Origin of the sequence: Halomonas sp. AOP13-D3-9, from assembly GCF_052379125.1 — a bacterium.
GTDB lineage: Bacteria > Pseudomonadota > Gammaproteobacteria > Pseudomonadales > Halomonadaceae > Vreelandella.
Window position 1 is genome coordinate 33,976 of record NZ_JBQSYH010000006.1, and the last position, 23,670, is coordinate 57,645.

The 23,670-nt window shown below is 54.6% G+C and carries 21 protein-coding genes and 4 tRNA genes; 11 read left to right on the forward strand and 14 right to left on the reverse strand.

Annotation, left to right across the window (positions count from 1 at the left end; genetic code table 11):
* Nucleotides 1–257 precede the first annotated feature (257 nt).
* The 3 genes from ACT3UM_RS08055 to ACT3UM_RS08065 form a co-directional block, all read right to left on the reverse strand.
* Nucleotides 258–1,943, reverse strand: a complete 1,686-nt coding sequence (locus ACT3UM_RS08055; RefSeq protein WP_498897722.1) for an AMP-binding protein — start codon at nucleotides 1,941–1,943, stop codon at nucleotides 258–260.
* A 211-nt stretch (nucleotides 1,944–2,154) separates the two neighbouring features.
* On the reverse strand, nucleotides 2,155–2,934 hold the full coding sequence (locus ACT3UM_RS08060) for a class II glutamine amidotransferase (protein WP_035583864.1): 780 nt from the start codon (nucleotides 2,932–2,934) through the stop codon (nucleotides 2,155–2,157).
* A 72-nt stretch (nucleotides 2,935–3,006) separates the two neighbouring features.
* Nucleotides 3,007–3,429 (reverse strand): hypothetical protein, encoded by a 423-nt coding sequence (locus tag ACT3UM_RS08065; protein WP_498897724.1) that lies wholly within the window; start codon nucleotides 3,427–3,429, stop codon nucleotides 3,007–3,009.
* Nucleotides 3,430–3,491: 62 nt separating this feature from the next.
* Here ACT3UM_RS08065 and ACT3UM_RS08070 point away from each other — a divergent pair, with 62 nt between their 5' ends.
* Nucleotides 3,492–5,594: a S9 family peptidase gene (locus ACT3UM_RS08070; protein ID WP_498897726.1), complete on the forward strand. Its 2,103-nt coding sequence runs from the start codon at nucleotides 3,492–3,494 to the stop codon at nucleotides 5,592–5,594.
* Between the two features lie 293 nt (nucleotides 5,595–5,887).
* Nucleotides 5,888–9,352: an EAL domain-containing protein gene (locus tag ACT3UM_RS08075; RefSeq protein ID WP_498897728.1), complete on the forward strand. Its 3,465-nt coding sequence runs from the start codon at nucleotides 5,888–5,890 to the stop codon at nucleotides 9,350–9,352.
* Here ACT3UM_RS08075 and ACT3UM_RS08080 read toward each other — a convergent pair.
* The 8 genes from ACT3UM_RS08080 to grxD all read right to left on the reverse strand — a co-directional run bounded on the left by ACT3UM_RS08080 (nucleotide 9,341) and on the right by grxD (nucleotide 15,453).
* Entirely contained in the window at nucleotides 9,341–9,784 is a 444-nt protein-coding gene (locus ACT3UM_RS08080) for a YcgN family cysteine cluster protein (protein WP_498897730.1), read from the reverse strand. The two genes, ACT3UM_RS08075 and ACT3UM_RS08080, sit on opposite strands and share 12 nt — an antisense overlap.
* 62 nt (nucleotides 9,785–9,846) lie before the next feature.
* Complete coding sequence (locus ACT3UM_RS08085; protein WP_498897732.1) at nucleotides 9,847–10,407, reverse strand: acyl carrier protein phosphodiesterase; 561 nt, start codon at nucleotides 10,405–10,407, stop codon at nucleotides 9,847–9,849.
* A 12-nt stretch (nucleotides 10,408–10,419) separates the two neighbouring features.
* Nucleotides 10,420–10,734 carry a YcgL domain-containing protein gene (locus ACT3UM_RS08090; protein ID WP_498897734.1) on the reverse strand — a complete coding sequence of 105 codons (315 nt, stop codon included), beginning with the start codon at nucleotides 10,732–10,734 and terminating at the stop codon, nucleotides 10,420–10,422.
* Nucleotides 10,731–11,867, reverse strand: coding sequence for a ribonuclease D (gene rnd / locus ACT3UM_RS08095; protein ID WP_498897736.1), 1,137 nt, complete (start codon nucleotides 11,865–11,867; stop codon nucleotides 10,731–10,733). Before rnd ends, ACT3UM_RS08090 begins: the two co-directional genes overlap by 4 nt.
* A gap of 47 nt (nucleotides 11,868–11,914) precedes the next feature.
* On the reverse strand, nucleotides 11,915–12,520 hold the full coding sequence (recR, locus tag ACT3UM_RS08100; protein ID WP_498897738.1) for a recombination mediator RecR: 606 nt from the start codon (nucleotides 12,518–12,520) through the stop codon (nucleotides 11,915–11,917).
* Nucleotides 12,521–12,523: 3 nt separating this feature from the next.
* Nucleotides 12,524–12,850, reverse strand: coding sequence for a YbaB/EbfC family nucleoid-associated protein (locus ACT3UM_RS08105; protein ID WP_035583883.1), 327 nt, complete (start codon nucleotides 12,848–12,850; stop codon nucleotides 12,524–12,526).
* Between the two features lie 88 nt (nucleotides 12,851–12,938).
* The gene (gene dnaX / locus ACT3UM_RS08110; RefSeq protein ID WP_498897741.1) at nucleotides 12,939–14,942 is read right to left on the reverse strand and encodes a DNA polymerase III subunit gamma/tau; all 2,004 of its coding nucleotides are present in this window, start codon (nucleotides 14,940–14,942) and stop codon (nucleotides 12,939–12,941) included.
* Nucleotides 14,943–15,102: 160 nt separating this feature from the next.
* Nucleotides 15,103–15,453 carry a Grx4 family monothiol glutaredoxin gene (gene grxD, locus ACT3UM_RS08115; protein WP_133732744.1) on the reverse strand — a complete coding sequence of 117 codons (351 nt, stop codon included), beginning with the start codon at nucleotides 15,451–15,453 and terminating at the stop codon, nucleotides 15,103–15,105.
* Between the two features lie 235 nt (nucleotides 15,454–15,688).
* Between grxD and argF the strand changes: the two genes are divergently transcribed.
* Nucleotides 15,689–16,609 carry an ornithine carbamoyltransferase gene (argF, locus tag ACT3UM_RS08120; protein ID WP_498897743.1) on the forward strand — a complete coding sequence of 307 codons (921 nt, stop codon included), beginning with the start codon at nucleotides 15,689–15,691 and terminating at the stop codon, nucleotides 16,607–16,609.
* A gap of 75 nt (nucleotides 16,610–16,684) precedes the next feature.
* Here the strand turns inward: argF and ACT3UM_RS08125 are convergent.
* Nucleotides 16,685–16,760: transfer RNA gene (locus ACT3UM_RS08125), tRNA-Ala, on the reverse strand.
* A 189-nt stretch (nucleotides 16,761–16,949) separates the two neighbouring features.
* Between ACT3UM_RS08125 and uvrY the strand changes: the two genes are divergently transcribed.
* The 7 genes from uvrY (at nucleotide 16,950) to nadB (ending at nucleotide 22,424) form a co-directional block, all read left to right on the forward strand.
* Nucleotides 16,950–17,600: a UvrY/SirA/GacA family response regulator transcription factor gene (gene uvrY, locus ACT3UM_RS08130; protein ID WP_498897745.1), complete on the forward strand. Its 651-nt coding sequence runs from the start codon at nucleotides 16,950–16,952 to the stop codon at nucleotides 17,598–17,600.
* Nucleotides 17,601–17,641: 41 nt separating this feature from the next.
* Nucleotides 17,642–19,456 carry an excinuclease ABC subunit UvrC gene (gene uvrC / locus ACT3UM_RS08135; RefSeq protein ID WP_498897747.1) on the forward strand — a complete coding sequence of 605 codons (1,815 nt, stop codon included), beginning with the start codon at nucleotides 17,642–17,644 and terminating at the stop codon, nucleotides 19,454–19,456.
* A gap of 96 nt (nucleotides 19,457–19,552) precedes the next feature.
* A complete protein-coding gene (gene pgsA, locus ACT3UM_RS08140; RefSeq protein WP_227405431.1) occupies nucleotides 19,553–20,101 on the forward strand; it encodes a CDP-diacylglycerol--glycerol-3-phosphate 3-phosphatidyltransferase in 549 nt (182 codons plus the stop codon).
* 84 nt (nucleotides 20,102–20,185) lie between these two features.
* A tRNA-Gly gene (locus ACT3UM_RS08145) sits at nucleotides 20,186–20,260 on the forward strand.
* Nucleotides 20,261–20,347: 87 nt separating this feature from the next.
* Nucleotides 20,348–20,421: transfer RNA gene (locus ACT3UM_RS08150), tRNA-Cys, on the forward strand.
* A gap of 68 nt (nucleotides 20,422–20,489) precedes the next feature.
* Nucleotides 20,490–20,576: transfer RNA gene (locus ACT3UM_RS08155), tRNA-Leu, on the forward strand.
* Between the two features lie 246 nt (nucleotides 20,577–20,822).
* A complete protein-coding gene (gene nadB / locus ACT3UM_RS08160; protein ID WP_498897749.1) occupies nucleotides 20,823–22,424 on the forward strand; it encodes an L-aspartate oxidase in 1,602 nt (533 codons plus the stop codon).
* Here nadB and ACT3UM_RS08165 read toward each other — a convergent pair.
* The gene (locus tag ACT3UM_RS08165) at nucleotides 22,401–22,829 is read right to left on the reverse strand and encodes a hypothetical protein (RefSeq protein ID WP_498897751.1); all 429 of its coding nucleotides are present in this window, start codon (nucleotides 22,827–22,829) and stop codon (nucleotides 22,401–22,403) included. The genes nadB and ACT3UM_RS08165 overlap by 24 nt on opposite strands.
* On the reverse strand, nucleotides 22,789–23,082 hold the full coding sequence (locus tag ACT3UM_RS08170) for an FAD assembly factor SdhE (RefSeq protein WP_498897753.1): 294 nt from the start codon (nucleotides 23,080–23,082) through the stop codon (nucleotides 22,789–22,791). The genes ACT3UM_RS08165 and ACT3UM_RS08170 overlap by 41 nt, the downstream gene beginning before the upstream one ends.
* A gap of 206 nt (nucleotides 23,083–23,288) precedes the next feature.
* On the opposite strand from ACT3UM_RS08170, the gene ACT3UM_RS08175 reads away from it, so the two are divergent.
* Nucleotides 23,289–23,585 (forward strand): integration host factor subunit beta, encoded by a 297-nt coding sequence (locus tag ACT3UM_RS08175; RefSeq protein WP_007113226.1) that lies wholly within the window; start codon nucleotides 23,289–23,291, stop codon nucleotides 23,583–23,585.
* Nucleotides 23,586–23,670: the final 85 nt, after the last annotated feature.

The window sequence follows — 23,670 nt, forward strand, 5'->3', positions numbered from 1 at the left end:
AGATAGAAAAAATCGACCCGCTCGATTGAGCGGGTCGGATAGTGTAACGCTTTCAGCTCCACGACGCCTAACCACAAAGCAAGCAGGAAGCGGGCGAGCCCAGGTTTCCACAAGGGCGCTGTGAACCCATCCGTGAGCGCTACTTTCGCCATCTGACCGCCATGGATGGCGGAAATGCCTGAATTGTCAGGAATATTTTCCGGCCATGGCGAAAGACCCTTGTTACAACCTGCCCTCGCCCGCTAAGCGAGTGTTTATTAATGGCTATCTGATGACGTTTTTGAGGGCTCTTCGTCGCGCAATTGGCGGCGGAGCACTTTGCCCACGTTGGTTTTGGGCAGTTCATCACGAAACTCGATGACCTTGGGCACCTTATAGCCAGTGAGCTCTTTTTTGCACCAATCGCGTAGCGTTTTCTCATCCAACTGGTCATTTTTGCTCACTACGAACAGCTTGATCGCTTCACCGGCATTTTCATCCGGTACGCCAACCGCCGCTGATTCAAGTACGTCAGGATGTGCAGCCACCACGTCCTCAATTTCGTTGGGGTACACATTAAAGCCAGAGACCAGAATCATGTCTTTTTTGCGATCAACGATGCGGATGTAGCCGTCATCCTGCAGCACGGCGATATCACCCGTGTGGAACCAGCCATCTTCATCGATGGAATCGCGAGTTTCGTCTTCGCGCTGCCAGTAGCCTTTCATCACCTGCGGCCCTTGCACGCACAGCTCTCCTGGCTCACCCAGCGCCACATCGTTGCCGTCGGCGTCGACGACTTTTACCGCGGTGCCTGCCACAGGCTTGCCGATAGTGCCCAGTTGGATCGCATCGGTGGGGTTAAAGCTAACGATGGGAGAAGTCTCGGTCAGACCATACCCCTCAGCGATAGGACAACCGGTAGTTTGCTCCCAACGCTGCGCCGCTGCTTTAGTCAGCGCCATGCCGCCAGAGATCGTCAGCTTCAACTTGGAAAAATCGAGCTGTTTGAAGTCGTCGCGATTACACAATGCATTAAACAGCGTGTTGAGACCGATAAAGGCAGTAAAAGGCAGCCCCTTGAGCTCTTTGACAAACCCATCCAGATCACGAGGGTTGGTAATAAGCAAAGAGTGGTTACCGGTTTCCATTAAAAACAGGCAGTTAACCGTAAAGGTATAGATGTGATACACCGGTAGCGGGGCGACAACCAGCTCTTCGCCATCGGTCAGATGGGCGCCAATGGCTTCACGCGCTTGCAACATATTGGCGATGAGGTTGCGATGGGTCAGCATCGCGCCTTTTGGCATACCCGTAGTACCGCCGGTGTATTGCAGCGCGGCTAAATCATCATGGCTTCTTTTGACCTCACTATGGCTTAGCGAGGCGCCTTTTTTCAGCGCATCGCGAAAACCAACCGCGCCGGGCAGTGAATAGGCAGGCACCATTTTCTTAACGTGCTTCACCACGGCATTGATTAACCAGCGCTTGGGAACGTCGTGCAAGTCAGCTAACTGGGTGACGAGCACGTGCTTGATATCTGTTTTATCGAGCACTTTTTCGAGCTTGTCCGCCATATTGGCCAAAATCACAATGGCTTTAGCGTTGGAGTCCTTGAACTGATTGGCCATTTCCCGCTCGGTATACAGCGGGTTGGTGTTAACCACTACTAGGCCTGCCCGGAGCGCGCCAAATACCGCTACCGGAAACTGCAGTACGTTGGGCAACTGGATAGCGATACGATCGCCTGGAACAAGGTCGGTTTCATGCTGAAGCCAAGCAGCAAAGTCTGCTGAGAGGCGATCAAGGTCAGCGAAGGTGAGCGTTTTCCCCATACAGGAAAAAGCTGGCTTGTCCTTAAAACGTGCTACTGCGTGATGAAAAACATCCGTGACTGAATCGTATTGATCCAACCCTTCAAGCGCTGGGCCACGTAAAACGGCGGCGTTGGCGTGTTCGCTCATGGGCAATCTCCGCTATCGGCGTCGGCGTAGGATCACCGACCTTGTTGTTGTCGCTGGGCTTTGTCTGAAAATAGCTTAAGACGCCCAACGATATACGACCTATAACAGGCTGTAAAACGATCGATTGAAACTTACGTTTAAACTTTAGCCCATAGTCAGGCTCGCTTAATTCATTGCTACTTCTCTTATTTCACTTTAGCAACACCTACGCTTATGGACAGTAACGCGCCTGGATTTCTCCATCGCGCCAGACCAATAGTTCGCCGGGCACCATGCGCTGCCACGCTTCATTATGGGTAAGAGGCTCGGTGGCAATCACTGACACAATATCGTCTGGTGTGGTGTGTTCGGCAAAGTTCACCGTCATTTCAGCGTCGGAAAGTTCCGCATCGCCGAAGGGCGCACAGCGGGTAATGTGCGCCAACTTAGTGGCGCAATAGGTATATAAATAGCGGCCATCGGAGAGCAGCATATTGAACACCCCAAGCGCTCTTAGCTGCTCACACAGCTGGTGCAAGTACTCCCAGAGTGTTTCAGGTGAAGCAGGTGGCGTAGGAAAGGTGCGGCGTAACTCACCCATTAGCCAGCAGTAGGCGTGCTCGCTATCGGTGCTGCCAACCGGGATATAATTACCTAATGCTAGGCTCTCCCAGCCACTTAATTGGCCATTGTGGGCATAGCACCAGGGCCGCCCCCACATTTCTCGGGTAAATGGGTGCGTATTGGCAAGCTTTACGCCCCCTACATTGGCTTGGCGAATATGACTAATCACCACATTGGACTTAATCGGGTAGTCACAAATTAATCGCGCAATGGGCGAATCGACCGACGGGTGTGGGTCACGAAAGTCGCGGTAGCCGCCCTCTTCGTAGAAGGCGATTCCCCAGCCATCGCGGTGTGGGCCCGTGCCCCCACCGCGGTGCAAAAAGCCCGAAAAGCTGAAACAGATATCGGTGGGCACATTGGCGCTCATACCTAGCAATTCACACATATGCTTTACACATACGGTTCATACATACGATTTGCACATACTGCGGCATCAAGACATTGTTCACACGTGGCATCAACCAATCACCGGTTCGCGACGGCGTGGCAATTCTTCATCATCACTTTCTTCTTCCTGGGTGACATACTCAGCCTCGCCTGGGCGGCGCCACCACCAAAGTGCAACGCCAATAAGCGCACCTAACACCATTCCTAATACCAGCCACATCAACCCGCCACGTAGCGCCGAGCCGTTGTTTTCTAAAAAGCCAACCGCTGCCACCATCGCCGAAGGTGCCCAACCGGTATAGAATTCACCCTCTTCGATTAGCGGCAGTCGGAAAGTAGCAGGTGCCCATACCGCTCCCGCGACCATCCAGGTCAGTACAAGACGTGGCAAGCGAGGCAGAAAAGTGAGCGCAAAATAGACCGCGACAATCACTAGCAGCGACAGCCCGTAATAGCTCAACCAAAGCATTGGCGTTGAATTTGCAAAAAGCATAATACCCCTCATATGGGTGAACTCACCCGACGTTGATTTCCCGTTATGGTACCTATCAATTTATGAAAGCACAGCAAGGCATACATTCAGGCTTACCCGCTGCACGCTATTATCGCGCTAATGACCCGCAATGGCACTGGTTAGAAGAGCGCGACGACCCACAGGTCAGCGCCTTTTTAGAGGCCGCCAACCAGCAACAAGCCGATTGGTTTGCCCCGCTTGCCCCGCTGGAGGAAGCGTTATACCAGAGCCACTTGGCACGCCGCGAATTAGCCGTGACCAGCCTTAAGACAACGCTTGACCACTTCACGTTCTGGAGCGAGACAGATGCGGAAGATGATTACCCCTGTTGGTGGCGCCACCCCAATCACCACTCCGAACAGCAAGAATGCTTTTTCGATGTAAGCGCCCGCGCCGCGGAGCACGACTTTTACGATATGGGCGATATGGCGCTCTCACCCGATGAACAGTGGTTAGCCTGGACAGAAGATACCCAAGGCGATGAGCGTTTTACCCTATGGCTGAAGGCACTGCCTAACGGGAAGCCGGTGCAACTATTGAGCGATATTGGTGCGGGGCTGTGCTGGGCAGAAGATCAAACGGCCACCACAGCTAGCCTGCTGTTTACGCGCTTTGACGACACCCAGCGACCCGATAGCGTTTGGCGGTTTTCACTCTCGCTGGCTAAACCTGAGGCCTCCAAAGAGCCCGCACTGGTGTTACGCGAAGAGGACCCTGAGTTTTGGCTTGGCATCGGCAAAACACGCTCGCGGGCATGGTTGCTGCTCGAAAGCGGCTCAAAAGACACCAGCGAAATTCACTTGCTGCCCGCTGATGCTCCTGATTCAACACCACAGTGTATTCAGCCGCGGCAGGCAGGGGTTGAGTACAGTATCGATCATCGCCCAGGCAGCTTTTACCGCCTGCATAACCAGGCAGGTGCTCACTTCCAGCTCGACTTCCTGCCCGAAAGTCAGCTTGGTCAGCCCCAATTGAATTGGCAAACATTAATCGCCCACCGTGAAGAAGCTACCTTGGAAGGCGTTGATGCGTTCGCCTGGGGGCTGATACTAGCGGAGCGCGATCATGCCCAGGCGCAGGTGCGTTTGCGGCGTTTGCTGTTCGATGCTCAGCACGGATGCACGCAGGATGAATATCTGACACTGCCCGAACAACCCTGCTCTCAGATGCTGGAGGATGCGCCGCACTTCGATACACAGATAGTGCATCTGCGTGAAGAGTCATTTACTCAGCCGCCCAGCTGGTTCGCACTTGATCTAACCAGCGGCGAACGCACACTGCTGAAACGGGTGCCTGTTTACGGTAATTTACAGCCGCAACAGTTAATCAGCCGTCGCCTTTGGGCGACCAGCCAAGATGGTGAACAAGTGCCCGTATCGGTAGTGATGCGCGCCGACTTGGCGGGCCAGCCCCTACCCACACTGCTGTATGGCTACGGTGCCTACGGTGATGCGCTCGACCCCTGGTTTTCGATCGCCAGGTTGGAGCTGCTGGAGCGCGGTGCAGCCTTTGCGGTTGCCCATGTCCGCGGTGGTGGCGAACGCGGCGAGCCCTGGTATTTAAACGGTAAAATGGAGCACAAGGAAAACAGTTTTAATGACTTCCTGGCCGCGCGTGAAGCACTTGTCGAACAGGGTATTAGCGATTCACAGCGCATAGCAGCCTATGGCGCCAGCGCCGGTGGGCTACTGGTCGGTACCTGTATTAATCGTGCCCCAGAAAAATTTTGCGCAGCGCTGCTGGATGTGCCCTTTTTAGACGTACTGCGCACCATGCAGAATCCAGAGCTACCGCTAACCACCGCGGAGTACAGCGAGTGGGGAAACCCGGAAGAGCCGGAGGTTGCCGCCCGAATCCGCGCTTACTCGCCCATCGACAATATCCAGACCCAGGCCTACCCGGCCCTGTGGATTGAGGGCAGTTGGTTTGACACCCGAGTGAGCTACTGGGAGCCCGCCAAGTTCTATGCCCAGGTGTCCCAACAGCAACAGGGGTCAGCGCCCATTTTGATGCGAACCGATATGAGCAGTGGCCACGGCGGCGCATCCGGCCGCTTCAAGGCCTGGCGCGATACCGCCCGGCAAGATGCGTTTATTCTTTGGGCGCTGGGCCTGAATCCGCAAACACTGGCAATCACTGAGTAAAGTGCTCACAGGCCTGCTGCGCTCCGGCAAGCACCGCAGGCCTATGCAAAAAATGCTTGAGATCTTTTTAAGCAAAATACTCATATCCTTTATGCCTAGAAAATCCCGCTCAACTTAATCTCAGAATACAAAAATATTACTAAATACATAAACTTAATAAATACAGGTGGCGTTAATAAAAAGATGTTTCCAATTTGCGTTGATGATATCCCCTGGTGAGCTATTGGTTTCTAAAGGTACCTTATGTGAATCGGCGTAAACACACCCTTCACTGGATGCATAAATAATAGCTAATGGATGTCAATAATCGCGAACTGGCTCTTCAAGCGGGCTTACTGATGCTGCTGGTGGCCACCATTGTGATTGGTGCAAGTGGCTTCTTGTTGGGCTTTTTTCCTGATGTTCACCAGCCCGTGGCGCTCGCTCTGCTACCGGACAGTGCGCTGGTTATTTTACTTTGCGGGCTAGGCCTCAGCGCCGTGATGGCTAACTTTGAACGTTTTCGCAAAGTAACCTCTATCGCACTGGCTGCGGTTGCCAGCTATACGCTGATGCACAATGCCCTAGATCCCTCTTATCACACGGCTTCCCTGCTGAGTGGTCATCAACGCCTGCCTAGCCAAACCGCCCCTATATTGTTTATGGCTGCATTTTGTCTCTGGATCGGCCCCCAAGGACGTTGGCAGCGGCTTATTTGGCAGCTCGGCGGGCTGTTTTTATGGGTGGTGGGTTGTATTACCTTAGCCGCCCATTATGGTTTGACTGTACCCGACTGGTTACCCCGCGCCAGCGCGCTTACACCTGGCCTAGTCGGTTTTCTATTTGCTATCGCAATGCTCATGGTGAGTCGACATATCCCTCATTTAAAAACGTCCTTAAGTAATGCCGCCGTACTGGCTGGCATTCTAGGTGTTAGCTTAAGTATGAGCGGTTGGTTTTTAGTCAGTTGGGATCAAAACCATGAAATGCGCCAAGGGGCTCAACAGAACCTGGAAAGCATTGCGGTTAATATTAACCAGACGCTGTCATCGCGAGCGATTGTACTGGAGCGCTTGGCGGAGCGTTGGCGCCAGGTCTTTGAAGACCCGGCATCGCGCAGCCGGGAGGTTGTGCGCTACTGGACAGACTATCCAAGCATACTCGCCATTGCATACTTCAACCCGCTCGCCAATGATATATGGCGCCGTGCACGCCATGGCAGTGCGCTACTCTGGCTAGATGATCAATTAATTAACCTGTCCACATTGACCTGGCTTAATCAGCAACGAAGTGTCATCCAGTGGTCATTCCCCGATTTTGAGCGCCCTACGCTAGCACTACTCTCCATCCAGCCTCAGGATCAACCCCACCAGCTAGTCGCCGTTATCGATATAGCGCGGCTCATAGAGCAAGAAACCAGCACAGTCAACGGCGCTTTTACGCTGCATATAATCCACGCCAATGGTCACCTGGTTAACCAAGGTGAGGGCTTGCTACCCACGGCTTCGATAGTGCCACCAGCAATAATGCTTGCGCAGCACACGTTGGCGTTACCGGGCGGAACAGTGATCACTTTGGCGCTCTCGGAACAATCAAATCAGCCCCTCCTCACCACCCATTTTCTTGCTGCTGGTGTTGGGATCTCCGGTCTGTTACTCACCTATCAATTGATTTTCAGCTTTGCCTTGATATCTGCCCGTGCCCAGCGTACCCGTGAGCTTTCGAAAGCCAAAGAGACCCTGCAAGATAGCGAGCAGCGGTTTCGCTCTCTGTTTACACAGAACCCCGACGCGGTGTTTTCACTGGACTTGAGCGGCTACCACTTAAGCGTCAACCGATCCGTACTCACCCTGCTAGAAATTAACGAGGCACAGATAATTGGCAGTCACTGGAAAGAAGTGGTTGCGCCTGAACATCACGCCATCGTGGGGGCTGCTTTTCAACAGGCATTAATGGGAATTGCTCAGCGCTTCGATTTGGAGGTCATCAGCCAACAGGGCAGCGTACGCCAATTGGATGTCTCGTTTTTACCCACGGTGGTCATGGATCAAGTGGTAGGTGTATACGGAATTGCCAAGGAGATGACCGCGCTGCGCCAAAAAGAGTCTCAGCTGCGTATCTATCAGCGCAGCATTGAAGCCAGCAGCAATGGCATTTTAATTTGCGAGGCACGCCAACCTGACTACCCCATTGTTTATGTAAACCCTGCCTTTGTGACCATTACAGGCTATTCGCTGGAAGAGGCAAAAGGGCGCAACTGCGGGTTTCTACAAGGCCAAGATACCGATCCAGAGCAAATGACCGGTATACAGCATGCGCTTACTCAGCAGCACGATATCACTTTGACCCTACGTAACTACCGCAAAAACGGTCAACCATTCTGGAATAACCTATTTCTTTCCCCGGTGCGCTCCCAAAACGGTCACGTCACGCACTTTGTGGGCAGTATTAATGATATTTCTGAGCGTCGGGATCATGAGAACGCGCTCGCGTTTCATGCCACCCACGATGCACTGACAGGCCTTGGTAACCGCGCCCTGTTTGAGGATCATCTGCGCCATGATGTTGAGCTCGCCCGGCGCCACAATCAACATTTAGCGGTGCTGTTTATTGACCTGGATGAATTCAAGCCGATCAACGACACCCTGGGCCATGGCGTTGGCGACCAAGTGCTTATCAACGTCGCTAGACGGCTTGAGCAGGCGATCAGGCCTTCCGACACCTTGTGCCGTTTCGGGGGCGATGAGTTTGTGTTGCTGCTACCGGATTTGCATAGCCCCCAGCAAGCGCAGGACATTGGAGAGCGACTGCTTGAAGCGCTTGCATTGCCCTACTGTATTGATCGTCATGAACTTTATCTTTCAGCCAGCATTGGCATTGCGCTCAATGACAAACAGCTGGCACAACCGGAAGAGCTGCTTCAGCAAGCCGATATGGCGATGTACAAAGCCAAGCAGCAAGGCCGCAATGCATTGCAGACCTTCACTCAGGATATTAATCAGAAGCTCACTCAGCGCGTAACGCTGAGAAATGATCTGCAGGAAGCGATTCTAAATGAGCAGTTTGAGCTGCACTACCAGCCGTTGTTAACCGGCAATGGTCAAGTTATCGGTTTTGAAGCATTGTTGCGCTGGAACCATCCGACCAAAGGCGCTATCTCGCCGGTACTGTTTATCCCGATTGCTGAAGAGACAGGACAAATTATCGCCTTAAGCCAGTGGGTAATGGAGCGCGCCGCACGCGACTTCCTGTTGCTTAAGCCACAACTGCCTGATCACTGCCGAATATCGGTCAACCTTTCGCCGATGCAGTTTCACCGGCCAAGTTTCTTAAGCTCGCTCAGCGCTACCCTTGAAGCCACCGGGCTCAGCGCAACATCGCTAGAACTCGAGTTAACCGAAGGCGTATTGATGAACGATACCGACGCCGCGATTGACACGCTGCATGCGCTGCGTGAGATGGGGATCAGTATTGCCATTGACGATTTTGGCACTGGTTTTTCAAGCCTGAGTTACTTGCGCCACTTACCCGTCGATAAGGTAAAAATTGACCGCAGCTTTATTAGCAATATTGCCAACAATAGCAAGGATGCGGCTATCGTACAGGGCATTATTGCCTTGGCTCACCACCTAGACCTGACGGTTGTAGCGGAAGGCGTGGAAACGCCCCAACAGCAACAGCAGTTGATGGCGTTGCAGTGCAACGTTTTTCAGGGTTATCTCTTCGCCCGGCCTATGCCTTTTGAAGCGCTGCAGGCGTGGCTGGCATCACATCGGTAACACGGCAATAATATGCGACTCTAGCTGCTGCTCTGGCACTTCATCTTGGGACACCGCAAAGCTGCGCACGCTCACCCCTTTGCGGTGAACCCGCTCGGCGTCATTGCTTAACAGCGGGTGCCAACCTGCCAACTTGCGCCCTTCCGCCACTCGCCGGTAGCCGCAACTTTGCGGCAGCCAGGTAAACTCTTTGACCAAGGCTGGGGTCAGCTGAGTACAGTCGGGCACGCTGTCAAAACGGTTGGCATAATCACTGCACTGACAGCTGTGGATATCCAGCAGGCGGCAAGCCACATTGAGCACTGCCAACTCCTGGATATCCTCATCGTGCAGCTTTAGCAGGCAGCACTGCCCACAGCCGTCGCATAGCGCCTCCCACTCCTGGGGCGTTAGTTCTTCAAGGGTAAAGCGCTCCCAAAAACGTTCGCGCATCGCCGTCTCCCTCCTCTCATACCTCATTGTCACGGAAAAATTCTTTATTATGGGGGTGTAGCTTAATAGCTTAATTCAGCCAATAGCTCAGGCCATAGTGTCTGGAAGTCATTTTCTAGCGCTTGATAATCATCGTGGAGCCAAGGCACTAAGGCCGCCAACTGATTGGGGCCAGACAAACGCCGCCCGATACCGGCAATCGCCCGGCAGGTGAAGGCAAAGTCTGCGTAGCCTCTTAACCAGTCGTGCTCGACGAGAATCGGCATCATACCCGCCAACCGGTTTGGCGCAGGGCGCGCGGAGAGCAGCCGATAACAACGCTCCACAATCGCCTCTTGATCCGCCTGGCCCGCTGTATCCCGGGCCAGAAAATGATCCCACACCATATCCAGAGCAATACCCGCATAGCGACGTTGGCCCGCTGGCGCACGGCGTCGCGCATTTACAACGCAGGTATGGCTATCTACCCAGGCATCCACCCGGCGGTGATGGCGAATACCCAGCGCCGTGGCACTAGACCAAGCGCTTAAATCGCGACCCTTAACACCATCGGCAATTAAATTGCCGTAGAGGAAGTCATCGCTACCGGCGCTCACCAGCCAGGCATGGGCAAGAAAATTCATAACTGCCTGTTGTTACTCTTGATCAGAACGTGCATTAGAACGCGAGGCAAGATGGGCGCGATGCACGTCAAGCAAATAGGCTTCTTTAGGCGGCGGCATTTGCAAATAGAAGCCTTTCTCTTTAATACCTTCCACCACGTCTGCGGCATTCACCCGTGACAATTTCTTGTCAGCGGTCAATAGCATAGTAAACACCGGCACAGGCTTGCCAAACGTTTCCAGTAATTGCTCTGGGACATCAGCAAATCCTTTACGCTTATCGAGGTATAAATACATCTCATCTTTACGCGAGCTTTTGAAAACTTCGCAAATCAGCTTGTCGCTCATGATGGTCGCTCCTCAAGGGCTTGGGCCAGCGCACCATTTAAATACTCGCCCCGCCAACCGGTCGGCCAAGTGAAAGGCTCACCCGCCAAGTCCTGCATCACCAGTGTTTCAATATCCCGGCGGCGCATCAGCATTTCCGGTGCCACCCCCAAGTCATCGGCTTTGCCGGTTACCACCTTCTTGAGCGCTTTAAAGCGTGACTTGAACGTCGGGTGCATGGGGTCCGGCCAGCGCTTGGGCAGGGCTATTTCATCACAGTGCTGGGCCTGTTTGACCATCGCCAGCAGTGCATCACCCTCTTTTTTGATGAGCATCGGCTTAACGCCTTCCACCTCAGCGAGCTCGAAGCGATTGCTGGGCATCTTTTCGGCGATCGCAAACAGCAGCTTGTCACTAATCAACCAATTACGCGGCAAGTTGCGACGGCGCGTTTCACCTTCACGCCAAGTGGTCATCAGCCGATACGCTTCCATTTGACGGGGCGTGAGGCGCCATAGCTGGCGTTGGCGGGTATACCACTGTTGGTCGTTATCAACGCTGCGGCCCGCCTGTTCAATTAGGCTAGCGCACTCAGCGTCTACCCACTCGCGCCGCCCCAGCATGGCGAGTTTTTCAGCCTGTAGCGTCCAGACTTTGAGTAAATAGATAACGTCCAGCGCTGCGTAATGGCACTGCGCAGGCGAAAGCGGGCGCACTAGCCAATTCGAGCGGGTTTCCTCTTTCGGCAGGGTTTCACCGACCCAAAATTCGACCAGCTTTTGATACCCCATGCCAGGGTTTTCGCCCAAGAAGCCTTGTACCACTTGGGTGTCAATGAGCGGTTCTGGCAATACCCCCGCCCAGTGTTGGAAAACTTCTAAATCTTCGCTGCAAGCGTGCAGCAACTTGATGGCACTATTCTGCAGCAGAGCGCGGAATTTATCGGTACACGGGACGGCCACCGGGTCAATCAGATAAGCCTCTTCACCGGCGGTGAATTGAATCAGCGCGGGGACTGGAAAAAAGGTGTTCTCTCGGAAAAACTCGGTATCCAGAGCAATCACAGCCGCATCGGCTACTTGCTCGCATGCCGCATCAAGCGCATCAGGGGTATCAAGCCATTGATAAGAGGGAGTAAGAGAGGACAAAAGCATTCTTCCAAGTTGGCGCAAACGCTACCGCGCTTGCGTTTTAGGTAGGCTTATTCGCTGGCAAACGGCAGACGACCATTAAAGGCACGGCTTAAGGTACCGCCATCAACGTATTCCAGTTCACCGCCCATGGGAACGCCATAGGCGAGCCGAGAAAGTTTGACGCCATGTTCAGATAGCAGCGCAGCAATGTAATGGGCAGTCGCTTCACCCTCGATGGTGGGGTTAGTCGCCAACACCACCTCTTCAATGAGCCCTTCAGCAACGCGTGCTTCCAGCAAGTCTAAACCAATTGACTCCGGCCCCACGCCATCTAGCGGTGAAAGGTGCCCATGGAGCACAAAATAGCGCCCTTTAAAGCCACCGGCTTCTTCAATCGCCAGTTGATCGGCAGGCGATTCCACCACGCAAAGCAGCGCATCATCCCGACGCGGACTCTCACACAGCGCACAGATATCAGCTTCGGTGAGCGTTCGACAACGCTGGCAATAGCCGACTTCTTCAATCGCCTGTTGAATGACCGCCGCTAGTCGCTGCCCACCTGGCCGTTCACGCTCAAGTAGGTGCATCGCCATGCGCTGGGCCGTTTTGGGCCCAACGCCTGGCAGTATGCGAAACGCTTCCATTAACTGCTCAACGAGAGGAGAGAAACGCATTGCTTAGAACGGCATCTTAAAGCCAGGCGGAAGGTTTAAACCCGCCGTGGCTTCTTCCATCTTCTGTTTAGAGCTAACTTCCAATTTGCGCACTGCGTCGTTGACCGCCGCCGCTAACAAATCTTCCAGCAACTCTTTGTCCTCTTCCATCACGCTGGGGTCAATGGACACGTTGGAAACGTCGTGGCGACCGTTCATGGTGACCTTCACCATACCAGCACCCGCTTCGCCCTGTACTTCGGTTTTCGCTACCTCTTCTTGGGCGCGCTGCATTTTTTCCTGCATTTCTTGGGCTTGCTGCATCAAGTTGCCCATTCCACCTTTAAGCATGATCTGACCTCCAACGTCCGTAGTTAAAACTGACTAGCTAAAACTGCCTAGTTAAAAAGAGTTGATGTTTCGACTCAATGACAAGCGCTTAGCGTATCGCGTCGGCAGGCTTTACGCTGGATTCTATCAGCTTTGCCCCAAACGCCTGCTGTAACTTCTGTACATGGGGGTCGTGATTGAGTAGATCAACCGCCTGGGCATGGCGCTCTTTATTAAGGCGCTCTTCGCGCTGGCGGGGCGTTTCCAGGCTATTAGACAACTCGGCAACGTAAAACGCTATTCGCCGGGGTATACCCTGCTCCTTTAGCGCCCGCTCAATACGCGTTTGGTGTACCTCAGCCTGCATTGCTTCTTGACTGGGATCTAAGCGCAGCGTCAGCAACGTGCCGTCGTCGCTCTCGACCAAGCAGTTGCCCGCCAAGTTACGGGTTAAGCCGCCCAAACCCAGGGAGTCAAAACACTCCAACCACTTAGCATTGTCCAGCTTGCCTGACAGGGCTTCAGGAACGGTTGCAGGAACAGTTTCGGGAATGGCTTCTGACTGGGGTTCTGGACTGGCTTCTGAAAGAGCCTCTGGTTGAGCTGTTGGCGCCTCAGCCGTGGTGGGCTCTACAGTCTCAGCCCCAGCGGCTGGTTCAGGGGTTATGGTTGGCTCTGGCTCAGTAGTCCGCTCAGGCTCAGCCATCGCCGCTGGCTCAGCAGCTTGTTGGGGAGCATCAGTCTCGGTCACGGCTGTATCAGTTTCGAGTGTCCAAGGAGGTGGCTCTTGCAGCGGAGGCTCCTCTTCGGCAGCAGGCACGGCCGCTTGCGGCTGAGGCTCTGCTGGCGGCTTTGTCTGAGCTTCTGGCTGCGGAGCCTCTGACGGGGTATCAGCTTCTGGCGCGGGCTGCGCCGCTGGTGAAGCCGCCTCCACCACTGACGCTTGAGTCGCTGCCGTCTCTGAAGGCTCGCGGCGCAGCGGTAGCGGGGTACGCGGCGGTTTCGGCACCCCTTGAGGGCGAAACGCCAGCATGCGCAGCAGCGTCATCTCTAATGCACTGCGCAGATCAGGGGCATGCACCATGTCCCCGCGGCCCTGAATACCAATTTGGTAATAGAGCTGAATGTCCTCGGCGGTAAAGCGGCTCGCCAGTTTCAGGATAACGTCACGATCCCCGTGGCTGTTATCCACGGCGTCCGGCACCATCTGCGCCACCGCTAGTCGGTGGAGCATGCTCGAAAGCTCATCCAGTACCGCGGCAAAGTCAGGGCCTTGTTCGGCTAGTTGGGCTACTTCGCCCAGCAGGCGCTGCACATCCACATCGGCCAGGGCTTCTGCCAGCCCAAGAATATGGCGGTGATCCAAGGTGCCCAGCATGGCGGCCACATCCGCATGGCGCACCGCCCCCTGACCAAACGCAATGGCTTGATCGGTTAGGCTCATGGCATCGCGCATAGAACCTTCCGCAGCTTTACCCAATAGCCATAACGCACTTTCGTCAAACTCAACGTGCTCCTCACCCAGTACATAGGTCAGGTGCTCAACCACGCGCTCTGGCGGCATATGTTTGAGGGTAAATTGGAGGCAGCGCGAGAGAACCGTCGGCGGCAGCTTTTGCGGGTCGGTGGTCGCCAGCAGAAATTTAACGTGGGGAGGCGGCTCTTCCAGCGTTTTCAGCAGCGCATTGAAACTGCTGGTGGAAAGCATGTGCACCTCATCGATCAGGTACACCTTATAACGCCCTTGAGTCGGCGCGTACTGGACATTGTCCAGCAGTTCCCGGGTATCTTCCACTTTGGTTCTTGACGCCGCATCGACCTCTATTAAATCAACAAAGCGGCCTTCATCAATCGCTTGGCAGCTATCGCACTGCCCACAGGGAGTAGAGGTAATGCCTTCATCGCCACGACCATTGGCGGTGCAATTCAAACATTTGGCAAGAATACGCGCCAAGGTGGTTTTGCCCACCCCGCGGGTACCCGTAAATAGGTAAGCATGGTGCAGACGGCCCTGATCAAGGGCATTGACCAAGGCGCGTTGAACATGGGCCTGGCCCACGAGTTCGTGGAATGTGCGAGGCCGCCACTTGCGGGCCAGAACCTGATAGCTCATGAAGCTGTACTTCCTTCGGCGGGCTGACTTGCCCCGCGCTGTCGCCAGCGCGGGGCAAAGGCCACGATGCATAACAAAGATGATACGAGAACAAACGCCATTCTAGCGGTTGCACCGCAGCCCGCCAACCGCTTGGATAAAGCGGGGTGGTCGATAGCGCCTAGGCGTTATCCCCACCTTCCGCTGCACCCGCACGCTCAGCAGCGGCTTTCACCAGCTTTTCCAGTTCGCCGTTTTGGTGCATCTCAACCACGATATCGCAGCCTCCCACCAGCTCGCCTTCAACCCACAGCTGCGGGAAGGTTGGCCAGTTGGCAATCTTGGGCAGCTCGGCGCGAATATCCGGGTTATCCAGGACGTTAACGAATGCAAAACGCTCTCCGCAGCTCATTAGCGCTTGAACGGTTTGGGCAGAAAACCCGCACTGGGGCAGCTGGGGCGACCCTTTCATGTAAATCAGGATCGGATTTTCGCTAATTTGACGCTGAATGTTTTCGGCAGTCGTACTCATACTATCTCCTCGCTTATCAATGACCGATGCCCTCTCACTCCTCTACCTAGCTTGGCCCTTGAACCTGATTATTAAACCTAGCTCTTGAACCTAGCTCTTGTAGTGAGTACTTGAGACTAGTACCTGAGTAGAGCGCTCGGCTTTAACGTGTAAAGGGCATTCTACGCATGCCGTCCGCGTTGCGCATCCCCTGCGGCATCGCTAGGATAGTGTTTTTGCGCGGAGAGAAGCTCTTATGGCGACACGCCATTTCCTGACCTTGCTAGATTTGACCCCGGATGAGCTGGACTATTTGATCCAGCGCGCCATTACGATCAAAACCAATCTCAAAGCCCAAGGTCCTGTTTATACACCATTACCCAACCGCACTCTGGCGATGATCTTTGAAAAATCGTCAACGCGTACGCGGGTTTCATTTGAAACGGGAATGGCACAGTTTGGCGGCCACGCACTATTTCTCTCCCCCCGGGATACCCAGCTAGGCCGAGGCGAGCCGATTGAAGACACCGCTCGCGTACTGTCTGAAATGGTCGATGCGGTCATGATTCGCACTTTCTCCCACGCAGGGCTAGAAACCTACGCCAGCGCCAGCAGCGTACCGGTCATTAACGCCTTGAGCGATGATTACCACCCCTGCCAGCTACTTGCCGACGTGATGACTTGGACCGAGCTACGCGGCAGTGTAAAAGGACGTACAGCGGTGTGGATCGGTGATGGCAACAATATGTGCCACTCCTGGATTAATGCCGCTCGCCAGTTTGGTTTCCATCTGCGCATTTGCTGCCCCAAAGGCTACGAGCCTCGTGCAGACATTATGGCGGCCGCTGGCGATCAAGTGACGCTGCTGCACGACCCACAGGAAGCGGTAAAACAGGTTGACTTAATCACCACCGACGTCTGGGCTTCTATGGGCCAAGAAGAGGAACAGGCGAAACGTGAGGCCGACTTCGCAGGTTTCCAAGTCACCGAAGCGATGCTTGATCAAGCCAACCAGGACGTACTCTTTCTGCACTGCCTGCCCGCGCATCGCGGCGAAGAGATTAGCCACACCCTGCTCGACGACCCGCGTGCGGTAGTTTGGCAGGAAGCCGGGAATCGTCTGCACGCGCAAAAAGCGCTAATTGAATTTTTACTGCTAGGAAAAATCGCTGCGTAATCAGCTTTTAAAGTCGAAAAAAAAGCCTCGTTGTTAAACGAGGCTTTTTTCTGGAATTTTTGTAACGCAAAATAATGGTGGAGCCTAGCGGGATCGAACCGCTGACCTCAACACTGCCAGTGTTGCGCTCTCCCAGCTGAGCTAAGGCCCCACATGCTATCCTTCAACAGCGAGGCGAATACTACGTTGAACATGTATCTTGGTCAAGTATCCACATCATCAGCGGCCAACTAATTCTCCTTTGTCGTTAGCTGTGGCACTCTATATGCAGCTGACACGATAAAGCAGCACCCGAGGCCAACGCCTGAGCCCATGATGTTTCCAAGCAGGAGCCTGTCCATTGATCACTGTACTTATCGCCGATGATCATCACCTAGTCAGAACTAGCATTGCTCACCTGCTAAACGAAGAGCGTGACATTAAAATTGTGGGCGAGGTCGACGACGGTGAAAGTGCGGTAACCCAATGCCGCCATTTAAAACCCGACATCGTGTTGATGGACATTCGCATGCCAGGCATCGGCGGGCTTGAAGCCACTCGACGTATTCACCGCAACATGAAAGACGTGAAGGTGCTGATCTTAACCGCACATATGGAAGACAGCGTACTGCGCCGCATGCTGGAAGCCGGCGCCTCGGGCTTTTTGAGCAAGGGGGCAGATGCCCTGGAAATGACCGACGCCATCCGTCAGGTATTCCATGGCCGACGCCACGTGAGCCAGGAAATCGCCCAACGACTGGCTATGTCACACTTTACCGATGAGGATAATCCGTTTAGCCACCTCTCCCACCGCGAGCTACAGATTGCGCTCATGATTGTTAACTGCCAGCGTGTGCAAGATATCTCCGATCGCCTCCACTTAAGCCCTAAAACGGTCAATACCTATCGCTATCGACTGTTTGATAAACTACAGGTGGCTACTGACGTCGAGCTTACTCACCTAGCGCTCCGTCACGGGCTAGTCGAGGGGTTTGACGGCACCCTAATATAACCCCATTTTCTCCTGCTGTTATTGGGTACCGACACGCTGATATGACCTTTGATTCAAAACAGTTCTTAAGCTCGGTAAGCTCCTCACCTGGGGTTTATCGGATGCTTGATGAGCAAAGCAACACCCTCTATGTGGGCAAAGCCAAGCGCTTAAAAGCGCGCCTTGCCAGCTATTTTCGTGGCCAGTTGAACACTAAAACCCAGGCCATGGTGGGGCGTATCGCCGACGTTCAAGTCACCGTCACGCGCACGGAAACCGAAGCGCTGCTCCTCGAACAAACACTGATCAAACAACTGCGCCCCCCTTATAACATTTTGCTGCGCGACGACAAGTCTTACCCGTTTGTGTTTGTCACTGACCGCCACGCCTACCCGGCACTTGAGTATAAACGCGCCCGGCAACGCAGCGACGATGGGCGCTATTTAGGCCCCTACCCCAGCAGCGGCGCCGTGCGTGAAAGCTTAGCGCTGATGCAGAAGATATTTCGTATCCGCAACTGCGAAGACAGCGTGTTTGCCCACCGCTCGCGCCCCTGCTTGCAGTATCAGATACAGCGCTGCAGCGCCCCCTGCGTCGACTACATTTCCGCCGAAGACTACCGCCGTGACCTCGAACACGCCGTAATGTGTCTGGAGGGCAAAAGTGAAAGTGTTACCCAGGAATTAATGGAGGCGATGGAGACGGCCAGCCGGGCACTCAATTTTGAGGAAGCCGCTCGCCTGCGTGACCAGGTTCAGCAGTTGCGCCAGCTCCAGCAGCGCCAGTTTGTTGATACCGGTGGCGGGGATGCTGACATTTTTGCCCTCGCCCAGCGCCCCGGTGCGCTGGGTGTTTCAGTGTTAAGCGTCCGCGACGGCCGCCTATTAGGAGCACGCCACCACACGCCAAAAAACGATCTGGATCTACCGCTAGAGACGCTACTCACCGAGGTGGTTAGCCAGTACTATTTTGGTCAGCCGCACAGCGTGCCCAGCGAAGTGATTACTAGCCATCCGCTAGACGACAGCGAACTGATCGCCGAAGCGCTGACCCAACAGGCGGGCAAACGCATTCGTGTCACCAGCCAAGTGCGCGGCCACCGTGCCCAGTGGCAACAGCTCGCCATGACTAACGCTGAGCAGCAGTTGGCCTCGCAACTGGCCAATCAAACCCAGCTTACCCAGCGCTTTACCGCCCTGCAGAAAGCGTTAGGCTTAGAGAACACACCACAGCGTCTGGAGTGTTTTGACATTAGCCATAGTCACGGCGAGGCGACTGTTGCCTCCTGCGTGGTCTTTGATCATCAAGGTCCCCGTAAAAGCGACTACCGCCACTTTCGTATTGAAGGGGTCGCCGCCGGCGACGACTACGCGGCTATGCAGCAGGCCCTGACACGGCGTCTTAAGCGGGTAAAAAGCGGTGAAGCGATTGCCCCTGATATTTTGATCGTCGACGGGGGCAAGGGGCAGCTTAATATGGCCCGCGAGGTGTTTAAACAACTTGAGATCAGCAACATCATGCTATTAGGCGTCGCCAAGGGCACTACGCGCAAAGCGGGGCTTGAAAGCCTGTTTGTGGAAACCGCTGACAACCCGCTCGACCTGGATCCGGCCTCCCCCGCTTTACACCTGATCCAGCATATTCGCGATGAATCTCACCGTTTCGCCATTGCGGGCCACCGCGCTCAGCGCGATAAAGCGCGACGCACTTCCACCCTGCAGGATATCCCCGGCATCGGCCCTAAACGTCGGCGCGAGTTATTACGTTTCTTTGGCGGCCTGCAGGGTGTACAAAAGGCCAGTCGCGATGAACTCGCCCGCGTACCGGGCATTAATGCGTCGTTAGCAGAGAGTATTTATCGGGCGCTCAACGGATAAACGCCCGTTTGGCATGGATGCTATCGACCAAGGGGGATAGAATAAGCCCCAGACACTTCGAATCCTCTGATTTTCCGGCAAGGATCGCACCCTGCGATGAACATACCCAACATACTGACACTGGCGAGAATCGCCTTTATTCCGCTGCTAGTGGTGCTGTTTTACCTGCCCTTCAGTTGGAGCATGCCCGTGGCGGCGGGCCTCTTTGGACTGGCTTCTATTACCGACTGGCTGGATGGTTATTTAGCGCGACGCTGGAACCAGTCAACGCCTTTTGGCGCCTTTCTAGACCCGGTAGCCGACAAACTCATGGTCGTCGTGGCCCTGGCGTTATTGATCGAGCGTTATGACACCCTGGTGCTAACGCTTCCGGCGCTGGTGATCATTGGCCGTGAAATTGTTATTTCAGCGCTGCGCGAGTGGATGGCCGAAATGGGCAAACGCGGTATGGTGGCGGTTTCTTGGGTGGGCAAATTGAAAACGACCCTGCAAATGGTGTCGCTGCTAATCTTGCTGGCGCTTCCGCCGACGCACGAATTTGCGCTGCTGGGCGTTGTAGTGTTGTATACCGCCGCTATCCTGACGCTGTGGTCGATGATTCAGTACCTGAAAGCCGCCTGGCCGCATCTTAGCCGCTCCATGTAAGCTGCTGATTAGTAAATAGGGAACACGAATTAATTCATTGATTGACAACCCGGCGGCGATCCGTATAATTCGCCCTCGAGTCGAGCGGGAATAGCTCAGTGGTAGAGCATCGCCTTGCCAAGGCGAGGGTCGGGAGTTCGAATCTCCTTTCCCGCTCCAACTTGGATAGTGTGGTAAAGCAGGCTAGGGTCGTGAGCTGGTGCTCCAGTCCGATCGTATCTCCTTTCCCGCTCCAACGACTCTTGAGGCTGGATGGCAGAGTGGTTATGCAGCGGACTGCAACTCCGTGTACGCCGGTTCGATTCCGACTCCAGCCTCCATCTTTGTGTAGCAATGGTGTTTTAAGTAGCATGAAACAGCATTGTGATGTGATTGCTTGTCATGTATTGCCCGGATGGCGAAATCGGTAGACGCAAGAGACTTAAAATCTCTCGGGGGCAACCCCGTGCCGGTTCAAGTCCGGCTCCGGGCACCATTCTCTGTTTTTCACTTCTCCCAGCTTTTCTTTCTCAGTCATTTAACTTTCTATATTGATTTTCATTACGCAGCCCTTTGCTGCGCCTATTTGCGTGCTCGAATATCACTCATTTCTTAAGCCGAAGCATCGCTAAACACTAATCGCCGCGCTATGATGCCTGCCTTCTAATTATTTGTCCTCGGCGAAGCTTGCGACGATTAGGGCTTACAATATTTCGTTCAGTATCAAGAAGGAGCGGGCACTATGAGCACGCCAACATCCGATGTACTTATCATTGGCGGCGGCGTCGCTGGACTGACCCTTGCCCTGGAAATTGCTGATCATATGTCAGTCACACTGGTGCGCCCCGCTCAAGACGACCAAGGCGCCAGCCGCTGGGCCCAAGGCGGTATTGCCGCCGTGCTCTCGCCGGATGACGATCTCGAAGCGCATATCAACGACACTCTGATCGCGGGTGATGGCCTATGCGATTTAGAGGCCGTTCGCTTTACCGTTACCCACGGCCCCGCGGCCATTCAGTGGCTGATTGATAAGGGCGTTCCCTTTACACCTGAGCCCGACCCCGCCGCGCGCTACCCGTATCACCTCACCCGTGAAGGCGGTCACAATGCCCGGCGCATCATCCACGCTGACGACGCCACAGGCCGCGCCGTGGTGGACACCCTATTAGCCAGCGTTGCGCAGCATGCCAACATAACCCAGCGCAACGATCTAACCGTGGTTGGCCTGCTAAAAGATGATCAAGGCGCCTGCTGCGGCGCCTATGGCAACGATACCAACCACCAGTGGCATTCGCTCACCGCACGCCATACCGTACTGGCAACCGGCGGGGCAAGCGGTCTTTACCGCCACACCACGACGCCCTCTCCAAGCAGCGGCGAAGGCATGATGATGGCCGCAGAGCTGGGCGCTCGGTTAATGAATCTAGAGTTCCAGCAGTTTCATCCCACCTGCCTCTTTGACCCCGAAGGCCCAGCGTTCTTGATCAGCGAAGCGGTTCGTGGGGAGGGCGGACATTTGCTCAATGAAGCAGGTCAACGCTTTATGCTTGCACAAGACAAGCGCGCCGAGCTGGCTCCCCGTGACATCGTTGCGCGCGCCATTGACGCTGAGATACAGCGCGGCACCCTAGGGCATGTATGGCTGGATATTCGTCATTTAGGTGAAAATGCGATCCACCACCACTTCCCCACTATTCTGGCGCACTGTGCTTCCCGAGGCATCGACATCACCCAGCGGGCCATTCCCGTGGTGCCTGCTGCCCACTATAGCTGCGGCGGTGTCGCCACTAACCTACAAGGTGCCACCGACGTAGCCCACCTCTATGCTATCGGAGAAACGGCCTGCACGGGCCTGCACGGCGCTAACCGAATGGCCAGCAACTCACTGTTAGAGTGTTTAGTGTTTGCACGCAGCTGTGCCCAAGCGCTGTTAGCAGACGGACAGGAACAAGGCGGCCAAACGCCCAAGGTTAGCGAGTTCCAGCCCCCGGCGCGGGCTGCAGCCGTTTTTCCCAAGGCAAAGCTCAGCGCCATACGTCAACAGATGCGCACCACCATGAGCCAGCATGTCTCGATTGTGCGCAGCGCAACCGGGCTAAATACTGCCCTGGCGAACTTGAAGGCGCTGCTAAACAGCCTGGAAGAACTAGAAGGGGCCTTAACTGCCCCGGAAGGCAAACGCTTACAGCAAACGCTACAGCTAGCCATATTGACGGTACTCGCCGCTCAGCAGCGGCATGAGTCCCGCGGACTGCATTACGCCACCGACTGGCCCCACCATCAGCCCGAAGCCGTTGCCTCTGCGCTTTCGATAACCGATTTAACGACCGGGACGGTGAAATAACTTACGTGTTTCACGCAGGCTTTTTTGCGGCGCGCTATCAGGCCAGAGCCAAACCCGCTGCTTACCCACGTAAAGCCCAATCAACCAGGGCCCTAAATAGTCACAGTGCACTTGATGCGTTTCACCCTGCAACTCACGTTGGGTGAGACCCTCCTCCGCTGACGACGAATCACTCAGCCAGCGGCCCTGGAAGTGTGATCCCATCGACGTCAGCGAGAGCACTTCTTTAGGTTGACGAAGATAGCCCCGCCACCCAAAGGCAGTGCCAAACACTACCATCGCCCCTGCCGCAAGCTTACCCCCCACCCAATAGCTCAGCACCCCTAACCCAACCAACAACCCATACTGGGCCATTAGCCAATATTTAGAGGGTACGATAGGCAGAATTATCGGTGGTTTCAGCATGTTCAACGATCATTTTTACGATACGCCGCTGGCTAGGCTCCTCGGGCCACTCACGGTGCATTAACCAAACAAAAAGATCCTGATCTTCACCTTCAATCAGCTGTTGATAGGCCAGTTGATCCGCTTCGCTGAGATGGTCAAAACGCTGCTCTAGAAAGGGTATAAGCAGCAGATCAAGCTCCCACATACCGCGCCGGGAGTGCCAGTAAAGCCGTTTGCGCAAAATGGCTGCTGGGGAATTATCGTCGTTCAACGTCAGCCGCTCCGATCTAAGAAATGAAGGGCCAGTATACCTAAGCCACAGGGTCGCGCCAGCGCCCTACTTCGCCTATGCTGTGAAAGTACCTAGAACCTTGTTTTATCTGAATTGTTTTATAGTGAATTGCGCAGTATGCTGAATTTGATGTTAGCGAGGTCGAGAGCGCGTCACGGCCTTCAATGTTTGCAGGGAGCCAACCGATGACTAAATCTGAATTAATCGAACAAATTGCGATGCGTCAGCCGGAGTTGTCCGCCAAAGATGTTGAAACGGCGGTGCGTATTATCCTCGACGACATGACGGATTCTCTTTCTAGCGGTGGTCGCGTTGAGATCCGTGGTTTCGGCAGTTTTTCACTGCACTACCGGGAGCCGCGGGTAGGGCGCAATCCAAAAACAGGCGACGCCGTTGATCTGGAAGGCAAGTATGTGCCGCACTTTAAGCCAGGCAAGGAGCTACGCGAGCAGGTAGATGCTAGTCGAGCACTCGGCTACTAAACGCGGCTAATTCGGGTTATCCGACCTTCTGTGGGATGACGTCGCCGCTCGAGTCGTACACAATAGCGCTACCGTGAACGTCACA